Origin of the sequence: Pseudonocardia alni (assembly GCF_002813375.1) — a bacterium.
Classification (GTDB): Bacteria; Actinomycetota; Actinomycetes; order Mycobacteriales; family Pseudonocardiaceae; genus Pseudonocardia; species Pseudonocardia alni.
Window position 1 is genome coordinate 1,238,096 of sequence record NZ_PHUJ01000003.1, and the last position, 16,063, is coordinate 1,254,158.

Annotated in this window: 18 protein-coding genes; 7 read left to right on the forward strand and 11 right to left on the reverse strand. The window is 74.2% G+C overall.

What is annotated here, in order from left to right:
* Positions 1-101: 101 nt before the first annotated feature.
* Positions 102-509: a hypothetical protein gene (locus ATL51_RS06575; protein WP_100878030.1), complete on the reverse strand. Its 408-nt coding sequence runs from the start codon at positions 507-509 to the stop codon at positions 102-104.
* 75 nt (positions 510-584) lie between these two features.
* On the opposite strand from ATL51_RS06575, the gene ATL51_RS06580 reads away from it, so the two are divergent.
* On the forward strand, positions 585-839 hold the full coding sequence (locus tag ATL51_RS06580) for a type B 50S ribosomal protein L31 (RefSeq protein ID WP_020624102.1): 255 nt from the start codon (positions 585-587) through the stop codon (positions 837-839).
* A gap of 39 nt (positions 840-878) precedes the next feature.
* Complete coding sequence (locus ATL51_RS06585) at positions 879-1,181, forward strand: hypothetical protein (protein WP_100878031.1); 303 nt, start codon at positions 879-881, stop codon at positions 1,179-1,181.
* A gap of 65 nt (positions 1,182-1,246) precedes the next feature.
* On the opposite strand, the gene ATL51_RS06590 is transcribed toward ATL51_RS06585, so the two are convergent.
* Together ATL51_RS06590 and ATL51_RS06595 are read right to left on the reverse strand one after the other, a co-directional pair.
* Positions 1,247-2,590: an FAD-dependent oxidoreductase gene (locus ATL51_RS06590; RefSeq protein WP_208622931.1), complete on the reverse strand. Its 1,344-nt coding sequence runs from the start codon at positions 2,588-2,590 to the stop codon at positions 1,247-1,249.
* Between the two features lie 56 nt (positions 2,591-2,646).
* The gene (locus tag ATL51_RS06595) at positions 2,647-3,522 is read right to left on the reverse strand and encodes a metallophosphoesterase family protein (protein ID WP_208622932.1); all 876 of its coding nucleotides are present in this window, start codon (positions 3,520-3,522) and stop codon (positions 2,647-2,649) included.
* Between the two features lie 161 nt (positions 3,523-3,683).
* Here ATL51_RS06595 and ATL51_RS06600 point away from each other — a divergent pair, with 161 nt between their 5' ends.
* A complete protein-coding gene (locus ATL51_RS06600) occupies positions 3,684-4,985 on the forward strand; it encodes a cytochrome P450 (protein WP_100878033.1) in 1,302 nt (433 codons plus the stop codon).
* 2 nt (positions 4,986-4,987) lie between these two features.
* On the opposite strand, the gene ATL51_RS06605 is transcribed toward ATL51_RS06600, so the two are convergent.
* The gene (locus ATL51_RS06605) at positions 4,988-5,473 is read right to left on the reverse strand and encodes a DUF6069 family protein (RefSeq protein ID WP_083658059.1); all 486 of its coding nucleotides are present in this window, start codon (positions 5,471-5,473) and stop codon (positions 4,988-4,990) included.
* A 102-nt stretch (positions 5,474-5,575) separates the two neighbouring features.
* Complete coding sequence (locus ATL51_RS06610; RefSeq protein ID WP_100878034.1) at positions 5,576-6,649, reverse strand: phosphotransferase family protein; 1,074 nt, start codon at positions 6,647-6,649, stop codon at positions 5,576-5,578.
* Positions 6,650-6,789: 140 nt separating this feature from the next.
* Between ATL51_RS06610 and ATL51_RS06615 the strand changes: the two genes are divergently transcribed.
* On the forward strand, positions 6,790-7,266 hold the full coding sequence (locus ATL51_RS06615) for an SRPBCC family protein (protein WP_157818251.1): 477 nt from the start codon (positions 6,790-6,792) through the stop codon (positions 7,264-7,266).
* Positions 7,267-7,343: 77 nt separating this feature from the next.
* Here ATL51_RS06615 and ATL51_RS06620 read toward each other — a convergent pair whose 3' ends face one another.
* The 3 genes from ATL51_RS06620 to ATL51_RS06630 all read right to left on the reverse strand — a co-directional run bounded on the left by ATL51_RS06620 (position 7,344) and on the right by ATL51_RS06630 (position 9,265).
* Positions 7,344-7,775, reverse strand: coding sequence for a DUF3037 domain-containing protein (locus ATL51_RS06620; RefSeq protein ID WP_100878036.1), 432 nt, complete (start codon positions 7,773-7,775; stop codon positions 7,344-7,346).
* On the reverse strand, positions 7,772-8,653 hold the full coding sequence (locus tag ATL51_RS06625; RefSeq protein WP_301548922.1) for a HipA family kinase: 882 nt from the start codon (positions 8,651-8,653) through the stop codon (positions 7,772-7,774). The genes ATL51_RS06620 and ATL51_RS06625 overlap by 4 nt, the downstream gene beginning before the upstream one ends.
* Positions 8,654-8,797: 144 nt before the next feature.
* Positions 8,798-9,265 (reverse strand): DoxX family protein, encoded by a 468-nt coding sequence (locus ATL51_RS06630; protein WP_100878037.1) that lies wholly within the window; start codon positions 9,263-9,265, stop codon positions 8,798-8,800.
* Between the two features lie 474 nt (positions 9,266-9,739).
* Here ATL51_RS06630 and pgi point away from each other — a divergent pair, with 474 nt between their 5' ends.
* Positions 9,740-11,401, forward strand: a complete 1,662-nt coding sequence (gene pgi, locus ATL51_RS06635) for a glucose-6-phosphate isomerase (protein ID WP_392567359.1) — start codon at positions 9,740-9,742, stop codon at positions 11,399-11,401.
* A 46-nt stretch (positions 11,402-11,447) separates the two neighbouring features.
* Positions 11,448-12,119: a phosphatase PAP2 family protein gene (locus ATL51_RS06640; protein ID WP_100878038.1), complete on the forward strand. Its 672-nt coding sequence runs from the start codon at positions 11,448-11,450 to the stop codon at positions 12,117-12,119.
* A 27-nt stretch (positions 12,120-12,146) separates the two neighbouring features.
* Here the strand turns inward: ATL51_RS06640 and ATL51_RS06645 are convergent, their stop codons facing one another.
* Entirely contained in the window at positions 12,147-12,725 is a 579-nt protein-coding gene (locus ATL51_RS06645; RefSeq protein ID WP_100878039.1) for a hypothetical protein, read from the reverse strand.
* Between the two features lie 24 nt (positions 12,726-12,749).
* A complete protein-coding gene (locus ATL51_RS06650; protein WP_100880528.1) occupies positions 12,750-13,556 on the reverse strand; it encodes an Fpg/Nei family DNA glycosylase in 807 nt (268 codons plus the stop codon).
* Positions 13,557-13,633: 77 nt separating this feature from the next.
* Between ATL51_RS06650 and ATL51_RS06655 the strand changes: the two genes are divergently transcribed.
* Entirely contained in the window at positions 13,634-15,409 is a 1,776-nt protein-coding gene (locus ATL51_RS06655; RefSeq protein WP_100878040.1) for an NHL domain-containing thioredoxin family protein, read from the forward strand.
* On the opposite strand, the gene ATL51_RS06660 is transcribed toward ATL51_RS06655, so the two are convergent.
* Positions 15,406-16,044, reverse strand: coding sequence for a response regulator transcription factor (locus tag ATL51_RS06660; protein WP_100880529.1), 639 nt, complete (start codon positions 16,042-16,044; stop codon positions 15,406-15,408). The genes ATL51_RS06655 and ATL51_RS06660 overlap by 4 nt on opposite strands.
* Positions 16,045-16,063: the final 19 nt, after the last annotated feature.

A 16,063-nucleotide genomic window follows, 5' to 3' on the forward strand; every position in this document is an offset into this window, starting at 1 on the left:
CCCCGACCCTGCCCGACCGGGGCGCGCCCGCGCGAGGGAGTTGTCGCCCCGCCCCGCGCCGACGTCGCCGGCCGGCGGTCCGGGGAGGTACTCCGCGTGCGTCAGCCGCGGGCGGCCTCCGGGGTGATCGCGCAGCGCAGCCGTGCGGGCAGTGCCTGCGGGTCGGGGGCGCCGCCGTCCTGCAGCCAGCGGGTCACCGCACGGACGTCGTCGGTGCTGCGGACCGGGCCGACCGCGACCACCGGCGACCGGGGACGCGTGCGGGCGGCGTCGCACGCCTGCACCAGCACCATCAGACCGGGCCGCCGCACCGCGCAGACCCCCGGCCCGAGCCGGCACCCCGCGGTCACGAGCACCCCCTGGGCGCTGTCCTGCACCACCGCGCGCAGCCCCTCGACCAGCACCTCGTCGACACCGGGCAGGGCCGCGACGGTGCCGTGCGCGTCCTCGTCGAACCCCGAGGGCGCGTGGGCGCAGGCCCCGCACCGGACCACCGTGAACCCGTCCACCGGTACCCCTTCCTGCAAACAGTAATCGTTGTCGATTACTGTCGACGGTAACACCCGCGACGCAGGAGGAACACCGTGAAGCCCGGCATCCACCCCCCGTACGGCCCGGTCGTCTACCGCGACACGTCCACCGGCGACGAGTTCCTGACCCGGTCGACCGAGACCTCGCGCGAGACCGTCGAGTGGTCGGACGGGAACACCTATCCCCTGATCAAGGTGGACACGACCTCGGCGTCACACCCGTTCTGGACGGGCAACGCCCGGGTGCTCGACGCCGCGGGCCAGGTCGAGAAGTTCCGCCGACGCTTCGGGGAGCGCACGCGCGGCTAGGGGCGTGTCTCCCCCTGGGCCCGCGTAGCGTCGGGAGGCATGCGCCGCCGCCGTCGCGAACAGGTCCGGGTCGTCACCGACCTGACCGAGCCGCTGACGGTCGAGCACGGTCGTCGCATCCGGATCCGGCTCGTCGCGATGGTGGTGTGGATCGCGGGCTGGATCGTCGCCGGCGCCCTGTGGCGCGACGGCTGGCTGGCCACCGCGATCCTGCTGACCAGCGGCCCGGGGCTGTGGATCCTGTGGTGGCTCTTCGTCCCGCCCCGGGAGCAGGGACGGCGCGAGCCGGTCGGTCGCCGGCCCCCACGGGCACTGCCCGGGCCGCGGGACCCGCGGGAGTGATCGGGTGGGCGGCCGCGGGGTTCCGCGACCACCCACCCCGGCATCCGGCGTCGTGGGCCGGAGAGTCATCCCGTCCTGCTGATCTCCACCATGTCCTCGCGCGGCACGACCTTCGTCCGCTCGCGGCCGCGCGCCTCGCCGAGGCCGCGCTCGTGCTTGTCGAGCGCGAGCCAGCCGGTCCAGGTGGTGTACGCCACGCCCCGGCGCTCCAGCAGCGCGTCGACCTCGGCCGGGTCGCGACGGGGCGCCCGGGGCAGCTGTGGCGCGTCGGCCAGCAGGCTCGCGACGGTCTCCGAGGCGCAGCCCTTGGTGTGCCCGATCAGCCCGACCGGGCCGCGCTTGATCCAGCCGACGGCGTAGACGCCGGGCATCTCCTGGCCGTCGATGTCGTGTACCCGTCCCTCGCGGTGCGGCAGCACGCCGTGCTCGTGGTCGAAGGGCAACCCGGCCAGGTGCGAGCCGGTGTAGCCGATCGCCCGGTAGACCGCACCGACCGGGAAGTCGGTGAACTCGCCGGTGTCGCGGACGTCGCCGTGGCCGGTGTACTCGGTGCGCTCGATCCGGATGCCCTCGACGTGGTCGGTGCCGAGGATCCGCTCGGGGCGCGAGAGGAAGTGCAGGTGCACCCGGCGCGGGTCGCCGCGCCGGTCCCGCAGCGCCCACCCCTGCAGGGTCCGCACCACCATCTCGACGTGCTTGGCCGAGCGGACCTCGGCCGCGGCGACGTCGTCGAACTCGACGTCGGCCGGGTCGACGACCACCTCGACGCCCGGCACGTGGTCCAGCTCGCGCAGCTCCATCGGACTGAACCGGGCGTGCGCGATCCCGCGGCGGGCGAACACGTGCACGTCCGTGGCCGGATTGACCGCGAGCCCGGCGTGGACCGAGTCCGGGATCTCGGTGCCCGACAGCCCCTCGGCGGTGCTCGCCAGGATCCGGGCGACGTCCAGGGCCACGTTCCCGGCGCCGATCACCGCGACCGACGACGAGTCGAGCGTCCAGTCCCGGGGCACGTCGGGGTGGCCGTCGTACCACTGCACGAAGCGGGCGGCGCCGTGGCTGCCCGGAAGGTCGACGCCGGGGACGTCGAGGTCCCGGTCCCGCTCGCAGCCGGTGGCCGCGATGACCGCGTCGTAGTGGTCACGCAGGTCGGACAGGGTGATGTCGGTCCCGAAATGGACGTTGCCGAACAGCCGCACGCCGGGGCGGTCCAGCACGCGGTGCAGGGCGTGCACGATCTGCTTGATCCGCGGGTGGTCCGGGGCGACGCCGTAGCGGACCAGCCCGAACGGGGCGGGCAGCTTCTCGAACAGGTCCACGGCGACGTCGGCATCGGACTTCAGCAGGGTGTCGGCGGCGTAGACGGCAGCCGGACCGGCGCCGATCACGGCGACGCGCAGCGCAGTCATCGTTCTCCTCGGGTGTCGACGGACCCCGAGGCTATAGCAAGGTAAGCCTTACCTAACTATGACGCAGGCAACACCGTGCGCGGCAACAGGTCCGGGAAGTGGCCACCGACCCGCTCGGAGTGGCGTCGCCACTCCCGCGGGTAACCCAGCGACACCTCGACGAACGGGACGCCGTCGACCGTGACCGTCCGCGGGATGTGCAGGTGGCCGTGCACGACCGCCCGCGCCCGGTAGCGACGGTGCCAGTCCGCCGTCGCCGTCGTGCCGCACCAGAGCGCGAACTCCGGGTACCAGAGGACATCGCAGGGTTCGCGGACCAGCGGCCAGTGGTTGACCAGCACCGTCGGCAGGTCCGGATCGAGCGCGTCCAGGCGGGTCGCCGTCGACGCCACCCGGGCCGCGGACCACTCGGCCCGCGTGGCGTACGGAGCCGGATGGAGCAGGTACTCGTCGGTGCAGACGACACCGGCGGCGTACGCCGCGGCCAGCCCCTCCTCCGAGGTCGTGGTGCCGGCGGGCAGGAACGAGTAGTCGTAGGGCACGAACAGCGACGCGATGACGGCCGGGCCACCCGGGCCGTCCCATACCGGCCACGCGTCCTCCGGGGTCAGCACCCCGACATCCCGGCAGCGGCGGACCAGCTCGTCGTAGCGGGCGACGCCGGCGAGCTGCTCGACCGCGTCGGCCCGGGCGTTCTTGGCGCGGGTCCAGAGCTCGTGGTTGCCCGGGGTCCACAGCACCTGCGCGAAACGCTCCCGCAGCACGGCGAGCGTCGCGACGACGCTCTCGATCCGCTCGTCGACGTCACCCGCGACGATCAGCCAGTCCCCCGGGTGTCCCGGGTGCAGCCCCGCGGCGATGTCGGCGTTCTCCGCGTGCCGCACGTGCAGGTCACTGACCGCGAGCAGGCGCGGCTCCCCGACGGCGGACACCCGCCATTGGTACCCGGTGGGGTCCGGCCCACCGTCCGCCGGGGCCGGAAACGTACCTACCCGCGGTAACTTACTCCTGGTAGCTTCGGAACCGAGCTCGACGACGAGGCGGGGAGGCCGGGATGGCGGCATCGCGGGGAGTACGACGGTGGATCCGGTGGGTGCTGCGGCACGGGGCGATGCGGCGGGAGGTGACCCGCCAGGCGGCCAAGGGTGACCTGGGCGCGCACATGATCATCAACCCGGATGCGGTCCGGGACCCGTACCCGGCCTACGAGCAGATCCGTGGACAGGGCCGGATGGTGCGCTCGGCGCTGACCTGGACCACGGTCGACCACGAGATCACCACCGAGGTGCTGCGCAGCCCCGACTTCTGCGTCGGGCTGCGCATGCCGGAGAACGCGCCGGGCCTGCTGCGGGCGCTGCTCGCCGCGGGCGGGACCTGGCCGCTGGGGCCGGCCGAGCCGCCGTCGCTGCTGTCGATCGACCCGCCGGACCACAACCGGATCCGCAAGCTGGTCACCCGCTCGTTCAGCGCCAAGGCGATCTCCTCGCTGCGCGGGCGCACCGAACAGATCGCGGCGCAGCTGCTCGCGGACCTGGAGACGCGGGCCGGCGCCGACCGGCGCACCGACGTCATCTCCGGCTACGCCTCACTGCTGCCGGCCACCGTCATCACCGAGATGCTCGGCGCCCCGGTGGAGATGCGGGAGAAGTTCCTGGAGTGGGGCGAGGGCGGCGCCTACTCCCTCGACATGGGGTTGGACTACGCGACGTTCCACCGCTCCGAGCGTGACATCGACGCGCTCACCGACTGGATGGCCGGGCACTTCGAGCGGCTGCGCCGGGAGCCCAACGACTCCATCCTGTCCTCGCTGGTCGCCGCCTACGACGAGGAGGAGGGCCGGCTCACCCACGACGAGCTGCTGTCGCTGGCGATGCTGCTGCTCGCCGCCGGGTTCGAGACGACGGTCAACCTCATCGGCAACGGCACCCGGCTGCTGCTGACCCACCCCGACGAGCTCGCCCGGCTGCAGGCCGACCCGGCGCTGTGGCCGAACGCGGTCGACGAGGTCCTGCGCTACGACTCCCCCGTCCAGCGGACCGGGCGCGTCGCCGCACGCGACACCGAGGTGTGCGGGTTCCCGGTCAAGCGGGGCGCGCTGGTGCTCACCCACCTCGGGGGCGCGAACCGCGACCCGGACGTGTTCCCCGACCCCGCCCGGTTCGACGTCGGGCGCGCGGGCGCGGACCGGCACGTGGCGTTCAGCCAGGGGATCCACTACTGCCTGGGTGCGGCGCTGGCGAAGATGGAGGGCGAGGTCGGGCTGCGGGCGCTGTTCGACCGCTACCCCGACCTGCGCGCCGACGGTCCGGCCGAGCTGCGCGGGACCCGGGTGCTGCGCGGCTACCGGACGCTGCCGGTCCGCCTGGGCGACGCCCGGGTCCCCGTCGACGCCTGAGCTCAGGCCCGGTGGGTGGCGCTGGTGACCGTCGTCGTCACCAGGCTGATGATCGACATCCCGATCACGAGGTGGATCACCGCGGTGGCGATGCGGACGGCCCAGGGCTGCTCGGTGAGGATCAGCGGAGACACCGCGGCCAGCGCGGTGAGCAGCCCGGCGATCCAGCCGAAGTAGGACATCGGGCTCGGCACCGCGACCAGCAGCAGGTGCGCGAGCCCGGTCGCCGCCAGGCCGGCGACCGCGGCCCAGATCGCCAGGCTCTGCGCCGCGGCCCAGCCGTCGAGCGGCTCGGAGACGGCCGGGGCGAGGTACGGGATCTGCAGCAGGACCTGCAGGATCAGCAGCCCCACCAGGGCGATCAACGCGGCGATCACCGCCGTCGCCACACCGCCGGCCCACAGCCGACCGGGGTTCACCCCGCTGCGGGGACGCGGCCGGGCGGTCTCCCGGCTCATCTCTCGGGTGCGGTCGTCGGCCTCGGACATCGTCGTACTCCCCCGGTCGCGGACGGGCCGTGCGCGGCGTCGGTGCGGCGCCGCGCGGCGGTGACCACCCGCGCCGGGTGATCACCTGTGGTGGGCAGCAGACTACGCCCCGCGACAACGCCCCGTCGGCCCGCGCCGCAATGCGGCGAGTGCGGCCTCCGCGTCGGCGACCACGCGCTCACGACGGCGCTCCAGGGCCTCCCCGGACTCGGCGCCCGAGCCCATGTTGCCCTGGGCGTAGCGCGTCCAGACCCCGGTCCCGATGCAGGCACAACGCCAGTGCGCGAACGCCACCCAGTACGGCAGCTGGTCCAGCGCGTGCCCGGAGCGCTCGGCGTAGCGGGCGGCGACGAGGTCGCGGTCGGGCCAGCCGGGCGCCGCGGTCGGGCCGCTCGTGATCGCGGGCAGCGTGTCGCCCGGACGCTCCCAGGACGCCAGCAGCCACCCCAGGTCGGCCAGGGGCTCCCCCAGTGCCGCGAGCTCCCAGTCGAAGACGCCGGTGATCCGGCCTCCGCGGAACGACAGGTTCCCCGGCCGGAAGTCGCCGTGCGCGATCCGCGGCCCGCCGGCCGGCTCCGGCGGCATCGCCTCGACCAGCGCGGCGTGCGCGGCGTCGAGCGCGGCGAGGTCGGTGAACGCGCCCGCGTGCGCCTGCCGGTGCCAGCGGCGCAGCTGCCGTTCCAGGTAGCGGCCGGGCCGCGCCATGTCGCCGAGCCCCACCTCCGCCGGGTCGACGGCGTGCAGCGCCGCGAGCACCTCGGCGGTGTCCAGTCCGCAGGCCCGCCGCTCCGGTTCCGGGACGGCCTCCCCCGCGGCGCGGTCCCCCGGGACCACGCCGTCCACCCAGCCCATCAGGTAGAAGCCGGCGCCCAGCACCGCGGTGTCCGAGCACAGGGCGACCGGCTCCGGCACCGGCACCGCGGTACCGGCCAGCGCGGTCAGGAAGCGCCACTCCCGGCCCATGTCGTGCGCGGTGGCGAGCACGCCCCCTGTCGGCGGGCGGCGCAGCGCGTACGGCGTGCCGCGGGCGTCGGTGATCCGGAAGGTCAGGTTGGAGTGCCCGCCGGAGATGCGCTCCACGGCCACCGGGCCGTCGCCGAGCTCGACCTGCGGCACCTCGGCGGCCAGCCAGCGGGTCAGGGCGACCGGGTCCACCCCGTCGTGTGCATCGGTCATCCCCCGATGCAACATGATCGCCCCCGCGCCGACCACCCCCGTTTCGGACGCGACGATTGCGGGCACCTCTCACCTGATCATGACCGGTCGCATCCGGCGCACCCCGGCGCCGTCGACGACGACCGGTGGGAGAGGAACCCGTGAGCGACCAGATCACCGTCACCCGCACCGTGTCCGCCACCCCGCAGCAGCTGTTCGCGCTGCTGTCGACCCCGACCCGGCACCAGGAGATCGACGGGGCCGGCATGCTGCGGGGTGTCGAGGGCTCGACGGAGATCAGCGGCGTCGGCGACGAGTTCGTGATGAACATGCACAACGGCGACCTCGGCGACTACCAGATGAAGAACACCGTCACGTCCTTCGAGCAGGACCGCGTGATCGGCTGGGCGCCGTCGATGCACCCGATCGACGCGAAGAAGGACACGATCGGCGACGTGCGCGCCGAGGGCCACACCTACACCTGGCACCTCGCGCCCGAGGGCGACGGCACGACGGTCACCCAGGTCTACGACTGGAGCGGTGTGCAGGACCCGGACTTCCGCGGCTTCTTCCCGATGCTCAGCGAGGACCAGCTCGCGGACTCGATCGAGAAGGCCGGACGGGCCGCCTCCTCCTGAGACCGTCCACACCCGACGGCGCCGCACCGGTCACCGGGCGGCGCCGTCGTGTGTCCGGGCCCCGGCCGGGGTCGTGTCTAGGAGAGCGCCAGGACGAGGCGGGCGAGCAGCCGCTCGGCCTCCGCGGCCGGGTCCTCGGTGAGACCGGTGTGGACCGGGCCGGGGCACACGATGGTGCTGCGTGGGGTGGTCAGGCGCCGGAAGCGGCGGCCGATGTCCTCCCCCGCGCCGGGCCCGCGGGCGGCCAGCGCGCCGGTGGCGTGCCGGTCCGAGCGCGGTGGCTCGGGCACCGCGGCCACCGCGGCCACCGTCGCCAGCAGCTCGTCGACGGCGTCGGCGTCGGCGGCCGGGTCGAGCGCGGCCAGCCGGGCGCGGTCGAGGTGGACCCGCACCGCGAGGACGTCGCGGGCCCGGCAGTGCAGCAGCACCCCGGCGTTCATCGACTCGCCGCGCTCCACCCGCGGCACGACCCGCAGCAGCGCGTACTCGTAGGCGACGAAGCCGCTCACCGGCCCTCACCGCCGCCGACGCCGCCGATCCGGAGCCACGGCGGACGGCGTGGGGCACGGTCGACCGGCCGCGGTCTGCCCGCCGCCACCGTCGCGGCGACGCCCGGCAGCCAGTCTTCGCGCGCCGCGACCCGGGCCGCGAGCGCCTGGACGTAGGCGGCGCGTACGGCGTCGGGACCCCCGACGCCGTCGACGTCGGCGATCCACTCGTCGGGCACCAGCGCCAGCACCCCTTCGAGCAGGTCCGGGGTGACCAGCGGGGCCAGTGCGCTGTCCGCGGCGTCGAGGTCGGGACGGGCGCCGAGCAGCACGTGGTCGCCGGCGTCGTACGGGCGGTGGGCGAACCGCGGCGCGGCCGACCAGTCGTGGGCGAAGGTGAGCGTCGCTCCGTGGTCGATCAGGTAGGGCCTGCGGTGCCAGAGCAGCATGTTCGAGTTGCGCCAGGAGCGGTCGACGTTGCCGACGAGCGCGTCGAACCAGAGCACCCGACCGGCGAACCCGGGCCCGACGTCGAAGGCGACCGGGTCCAGGTCGAGCGCCCCGGGCAGGAAGTCGACGGCCAGGTTGAGCCCGTCGGAGTTCCGGAGCAGCTCCTGGACCTCCTCGTCCGGCTCGGTGCGCCCGAGCGTCCCGTCGACGACGATCGTCGCGATCCGCGGGACGGGCAGACCCAGCGCGCGGGCGAGCTCCCCGGAGACGATCTCGTTGACCAGCACCGGGCGGCCCTGCCCGGCGCCGGTGAACTTGACCGCGTAGGTACCGAGGTCGTCGGCCTCCATCAGCCCGGGCAGCGACCCGCCCTCGCGCAGCGGGGTCACGTACCGGATCGCGGTCAGCCGGGGCAGCGCCCGCCCCTCGGTCGTCCGCTCGTGGCTCACCCGCGGAGATTAGCGCCGGGCACGGATGCGGCCCGCACCCCGTGGCGTCGGGGTGCGGGCCGTGGTCACGCTCGCGGGCGGTCCGGGAGGAGGGTCACCGGCCCGCCCGGCTCCGGGGCGCGCGGGCGGACCGGGAGGTGCGGGTCAGACCGAGACGGTCTGGCGCGGGATCGCCTGGGTCTGCTCCATCCGGCGGGCCGCCTGGCGGGACAGGAGCTCGTCGACGCTGAACCGGCCCGGGCCGGTGGACATGAGGATCAGCGTGGCGCAGATGATGGTGCCGACGAGCGCCCAGCCGTTGTCGGCCATGAACAGGCCGTTCTTGCCGTGGACGAACCAGATCGCGCCGGCCATCACGAAGGTCATCATCGCGCCGGGCAGAACCATGCGGACGCCGAGGGCGACCGAGACCGAGAACACGAGCTCGACCACGATCGTGAACGACGCCGCGCCGATGGCCAGCGGGATGCCGAACTTCGCGAACACGGCGGCGGTGTCGAACAGACCGGCGTCGATCTTCTTCCACGAGTGCATGACCATGATGTAGGCCAGCAGCAGGCGGGCGACGAGCAGCGCGACGTCGCGCGGGGTTCCGGTCAGGGAGCGGTACACGGTTCCTCCAGGTACGAGATGATCACCGCGGGTGAGCTCGTCACCACGGACTGCACACGACCCTAGGGGCACGAACGCGCTACGCCGACCGGTTCAGCCACCCTGCGCGACGAGACGGCCGCAGGACGCGACGAGATGTACGCCACCGCGTGTCACCCGACCGGGGAGCACTGTGGCCGGTGGTCCACACGGCACGACCGGTCGAGCGGTCACCCCGATCCCGCGTCGCCGCAGGTAGCGGGCACACAGCGTGTCCCTGCAGGAAGGGGACGTCACCCGGACGTCGCAGTGGCCGGCGGCTCACCCACCCGGGGTTCACCGACCGTCGGGGCCACGTGCAGTCCGGCGATCCGGACATGCCGCTCGTCCCGCACGACCCTGCGCGCGCCGGGCGGTACGCCCGAGCGGACCAGTGACGCGCCGCCGCGTCGCGCCGTCGCGCTCGGGCCCCGGCGCTGCGCCATGATGGCCGTCGTGTCCGACACGAACAGCCACGACATCACGGCGACCACGGAATGGACGGCGCTGACCGAGCACGCGGCGGAGGTCGAGCCGCGGCACCTGCGGTCGCTGTTCGACGACGACCCCGACCGCGCCGGTGCGCTCACCGCCACCGGGGCCGACCTGGTGCTCGACTACTCCAAACACCGCATCACCCGCGACACCGTCGGGTTGCTGACGGACCTGGCGCGGGCGGCCGGGCTGCCCGCCCGCACCGAGGCGATGTTCACCGGTGCGCACGTGAACACCTCCGAGGACCGGGCCGTGCTGCACACGGCGCTGCGGCTGCCGCGTGACGCGTCGCTCACCGTCGACGGCCAGGACGTCGTCGCCGACGTGCACGCCGTCCTGGACCGGATGGGCGAGTTCACCGACGCGGTGCGCTCCGGGGCGCGGACCGGGTCCACCGGGCAGCGGATCCGCACGGTGGTCAACATCGGCATCGGCGGCTCCGACCTGGGCCCGGTCATGGCCTACGAGGCGCTGCGCGACTACGCGCAGCGCGACCTCGAGTGCCGGTTCGTGTCCAACATCGACCCGACCGACCTGTACGAGAAGACCCGCGACCTCGACCCGGCGACCACGCTGTTCGTCGTCTCGTCGAAGACGTTCACCACGCAGGAGACGCTGACCAACGCCCGCAACGCGCGGTCCTGGCTGCTGTCCGGGCTGGGGACGGACGACACCGGGGCCGTCGCGCAACACTTCGCCGCGGTCTCCACGAACGCGGAGAAGGTGTCGGAGTTCGGCATCTCCACCGACAACATGTTCGGGTTCTGGGACTGGGTCGGCGGCCGCTACTCGCTGGACTCCGCGATCGGGCTGTCGCTGATGTGCGCGATCGGCCGCGAGCACTTCGCGGAGTTCCTCGCCGGCATGCACGCCATGGACGAGCACTTCCGGCACACCCCGCTCGAGCAGAACCTGCCGGTGATCTCCGGACTGCTCGGCGTCTGGTATGCGAACTTCTTCGGCGCCGACACCCGCGCGGTGCTGCCGTACTCCCAGTACCTGCACCGGCTGCCCGCCTACCTGCAGCAGCTGACCATGGAGTCCAACGGCAAGTCCGTGCGCGGCGACGGCACCCCGGTCACCACGACCACCGGCGAGATCTTCTGGGGCGAGCCGGGCACCAACGGCCAGCACGCGTTCTACCAGCTGCTGCACCAGGGCACCCGGCTCGTGCCGTGCGACTTCATCGGATTCGCCCGCCCGCACCACGACCTGCCCGGCGAGGACGCCGCCGACTCCCACGACCTGTTCATGGCGAACCTGTTCGCCCAGTCCGCGGCGCTGGCGTTCGGCAAGACCGCCGCGGAGATCGAGGCCGAGGGCACCCCGGCCGACGTCGTGCCGCACAAGGTGATGCCGGGCAACCGGCCGTCGTCGACGATCCTGGCCGAGAAGCTGACCCCGTCGGTGCTGGGGCAGATCATCGCCTTCTACGAGCACGTCACCTTCGTCGAGGGCACGATCTGGGGCATCGACTCCTTCGACCAGTGGGGAGTGGAGCTCGGCAAGGTCATGGCCAAGCAGTTCGGCCCCGCGCTCCACGACCCGAACCCGCCGGACGCCGGTCTCGACGCGTCCACCGCCGCGCTGATCGGCCGCTACCGCGCCTGGCGCGGCCGTTGAGGCACCTCTTCCGGCGGACGAGCATCGACCGGGAGAGAATCGCCCGGTGAACGATCAACCGTCGGCCCCGCTGCGGGCCCGCGTCACCGGTCCGGTCGCTGCGGTCCTGCTCGTCCTCGCCGGGGTGCTCATCGCCCTGGCGTGGACGGGTGTGCTGCAGGGCGGGGACACCGAGACCGCCGTCGGGCTGGCCGCGGACCGGATCCCCGGCGTCACTGTGGTCGCGCTGGTCGTCACCGAGCTCGGCAACACCGTCGGGAGCACGGCGGTCGCGCTCGTCGGCGGGGCCGTGCTCGCGGTGCGCGGCCGGGTCGCGGAGGGCCTGTGCCTGGCCGCGGTCCCGCTCGTCGCGAGCGTGGTGTTCACGATGGTCAAACGGATCCTCGACCGGGCCCGTCCGCCCGCCGACCTGCAGGTGATGGCCGTGGCGAACGAGTCGCTGCCGTCCGGGCACGCGACCATGGTCGCCGCCGCCTGGACGACGCTGGTGCTCGTGCTGTGGCCGGTGCTGCGGTCACGCGGCCGGGTGCTGCTCACCGCGTTCGCGGTGCTGTGGGCGGGGGCCGTCGGGTTCACCCGCGTCTATCTGGGTGTGCATTGGCTCTCCGACGTGCTCGCCGGATGGGCGTCCGGGGCGGCGCTCGCGTTCACCGGGGTGACGGTGCTGTCGCTGGTGCTCGACCGGCGGACCCGGCGACCGGACACCGCCGCGGCCTGACCCGGCGCGGCCCCACCACGGCGCCGGTCAGCCCGCGGAGTCCCCGTCCGGCGTCCCGGCGCCGGTCAGGCCGCCGGTGATGCGCGTCGCCCGCTCCCCCGCCGCGGCGAGGGTGCGGGCGTGGTCGTGCCAGGCACCGATGTCGTCGCGCAGCCACGCCGCGCGCAGGGCCTCGGTCGCCGTCGTCCACTGCCGCAGCAGCGCGACCCCCTCGGCGGCACCGCCGGCCCTCCGGTGGGTCCGCAGTGCGCCGGTCATCGCGAGCACGGCACGCATCGCGGTCGCGACCTTCCCGGTGATCTCGATCGGCACCGGGAGCCCCGCCGTGGCGTGCGCGACGGCGGCCGCGCGGGTCAGCAGCAGCACCACGGCCACTACCCCGACCAGCACGACGACGGCCGCCACCCAGAACGCCGCGCCCGCCACCGGGGTGAACGCGAGCACCAGCACGACGAGCAGGAGCACGGGGACGACCCATCGGGCACCGCGGGCGGTCCGCACCAGGGTGTGGGCACGGCGCTGGGCCGCGGGGTCGGGTGGGGCGTCGTCGGCGCGCACGAGGCCGCGGTCGAGGAAGAGCAGAGCGGTGTCGGACGTGTCCGGCATGGGCTGATTGTGCACGGCCTCCGGTCAGACCTGCTCCTGCGGGCACCACCAGGTCGACCGCCCGCCGACGGTGCCGTGCACCATCTCGGTCCCGCAGCGGGGGCAGTGCCCGCCCGGGTGCCGGTGCTCGACGACCTCACCGGTGTGCACGCCGCCGTTCGCGACGGCCCGCTCCAGCGCGCGGTCGAGGTTGCGGTGCAGCCGGTCCAGGTCGGTGCGGGTCAGGTCGCGCACCGGGGCCTTCGGCGAGATCCGCGCCTGCCACAGCGCCTCGTCGGCCAGCAGGTTCCCGACGCCTGCCAGCACGGACTGGTCGAGCAGCCGTGCCTTCACCGCCGACGTGCCGCGCAGCAGCCGGTCGCGGAACTCGGCCGGCTTCATCCCCTCCGCGTCGGGGCCGAGACCGGACAGGTCGGGGTCGAGCCGGACCCGGCCGAGACGGCGCTTGTCGAACAGCCGGAGCTCCCCGCCGTCGTCGAAGGTCATGGTGAACCGGTCCCACTCGGCCTTGCGCGGCTGCCGGTCGGGGCGGGCGGGGCCGCCGCCGATGCGCTCACCGTCGGAGTCGGTGACGACGATCCGTCCGCCCATCCCGAGATGCACGCCGAGCGCGGGCCCCGCCTCGCCGTCGGCGGTCTCGGTGTCGCACCACATGGTCTTGCCGATCCGGTTCGCCCGGGTGAGCCGCCCGCCCTTCAGCGCCGAGGCGATGTCACCGGGGCGGTGCGGGCGGCAGACCCAGTCGTCGCGGTCGTCGACGGCGGTGATCGTGCGGCCGACGGCCTCGGCGAGGACCGTGCGTGCGTTCTCCACCTCGGGCAGCTCGGGCATGACGATCAGTGTGGCGTGGCCGGGGAACACCCGCGCGCCGGTCCGTCGTTGGGGCCGGTGTGACTGCTGGTGAACGGATGAAGGTGCGGGCGCCCGAACTGCGCGGACGGCGGTGGCTCAACACCGGCGGCGAGGACGTGACCCTCGCCGGGCTGCGCGGGCGGATCGTGGTGCTCGACTTCTGGACGTTCTGCTGCGTCAACTGCCTGCACGCGCTCGACGAGCTGCGGCCCCTGGAAGCCGAGTTCGGTGACGTCCTGACGATCATCGGGGTGCACTCGCCGAAGTTCCTGCACGAGGCGGACCCGGCCGCCGTCGAGGCCGCCGTGGAGCGCTACGACGTCACCCACCCCGTCCTCGACGACCCGGAGCTCACCACCTGGGACGCCTACGCCGCCCGCGCCTGGCCGACCCTGGCCGTCATCGACCCGGACGGGTTCGTCGTCGCCCGGATGGCGGGCGAGGGGCACGGCCCCGGGCTGGCCGCGCTGGTCCGGGAGCTGGTCGCCACGCACGGCGACCGGCTGCGCCGCGGGGACGACCCGTACGTCCCGCCGCCCGCGCCGGACACCGCGCTGCGGTTCCCCGGGAAGGTCGTCGCGCTGCCCGGCGGCACGTTCCTCGTGTCCGACACCGCCCACCATCAGCTCGTCGAGCTGGAGCCCGACCTGGCGACCGAGGTGCGGCGGATCGGGTCCGGGGAGCGCGGGCTCGCCGACGGCGCGGCGGCGACGGCACGGTTCTCCGAGCCGCAGGGGCTGCTGGTCCTCCCCTCCGGCGACGCCGTGCTGGTCGCCGACACCGTCAACCACGCGATCCGGCGGATCGGCCTGGCCGACGGCACCGTGTCCACCCTGGCCGGAACCGGTGAGCAGCTGCGCGAGCGGGTCGCCGTCGGTGCCGCGTCGGCGATGCTGTCCTCGCCGTGGGACCTGGAGTGGTGGGGCGGGACGGTCGTCGTCGCGATGGCGGGACCGCACCAGCTGTGGACCCTCGACCCCGCCACCGGCGAGGCCCGGGTGCTGGCCGGGACCACCAACGAGGGGCTGCGCGACGGCGCGTTCGACGAGGCGTTCTTCGCCCAGCCGTCCGGGCTGGCCGCCGGCCCCGACGGGACGCTGTGGGTCGCCGACTCCGAGATCTCCGCGCTGCGCCGGGTCGGCGACGGCCCCGGGGCCGCGGTCGCGACGGCCGTCGGGCAGGGGCTGTTCGAGTTCGGGCACCGCGACGGCCCGGCCGCGCAGGCGCTGCTGCAGCACCCGCTCGGGGTGACTGTGCTGCCCGACGGCTCGGTCGCCGTCGCCGACACCTACAACGGCGCGGTGCGCCGGTTCGACCCGGCGACGAACCTGGTCTCCACCCTGGCCGAGGGGCTCGCCGAGCCGTCGGACCTGCTCGTCGACGGCGAGACGCTGGTCGTGGTCGAGTCCGCGGCGCACCAGCTGGTGCGGCTGCCCGTCCCGGCCGGGTCGCTGGTGTCCGGCGACGCCCACGTCGTCCGGCGGACCCCGACGGCCCTCGCCCCGGGCGTGGCGCTGCGGATCGGGTTCGCCCCGCCCACCGGGCAGCACCTCGACGACCGGTACGGCGACCCGACGTCGCTGACCGTGGCGGCCGACCCGCCGTCGCTGCTGCTGTCCGGCGGGGGCACCGCGACCGGGCTGACCCGCGAGCTGCGCCTGGACCCGGGCGTCGGCGCCGGGGTGCTGCAGGTCGCGGTGACCGCGGCGGCCTGCGACGACCCGTCGGACGGGTTCGCCGCCTGCCACCGCTACCAGCAGGACTGGGGCATCCCGGTGACCGTCGACGACGGCGGGCCCGCCGAGCTGGCGCTGGACCTGCGGTCGGTCTAGCCGATCCAGGCCAGGACGGCCATCACGCGGCGGTGGTCGTCCGACGACGGCGGCAGCCCGAGCTTGGTGAAGATCGAGGAGATGTGCTTCTCCACCGCGCCCTGGGTGATCACCATGAGCCGGCCGATGGCGATGTTGGTGCGACCCTGTGCCATCAGCTCCAGCACCTCGCGCTCGCGCGGGGACAGCTCGGCCAGGGGGTCGCGCCGGCGGCGCTTGGTGAGCAGCGCGGTGACGACCTCGGGGTCCAGCACGGTGCCGCCCGCGGCGACCCGGCCGAGTGCGTCGGAGAGCTCGGCGAGCTTGGACACGCGGTCCTTGAGCAGGTACCCGACCCCGCCGCCGGCCTCCAGCAGGTCGGTGGCGTAGGACTCCTCGACGTACTGCGACAGCACCAGGATCCCGACCGACGGGAACCGCCTGCGGATCTCCAGCGCGGCCCGCAGCCCCTCGTCGGTGAACGAGGGCGGCATCCGTACGTCGACGACGGCCACCTCGGGCTGGTGCTCCTCGACCGCGGCGACGAGCGCGGTGCCGTCCCCGACCGCGGCGAGCACCGTCGCGTCCGCCTCCTCCAGCAGCCGGACCAGGCCCTCGCGCAGCAGCACCGAGTCCTCGGCGAGGACCACCCGCATCGTCATGGCCCCATCCTGG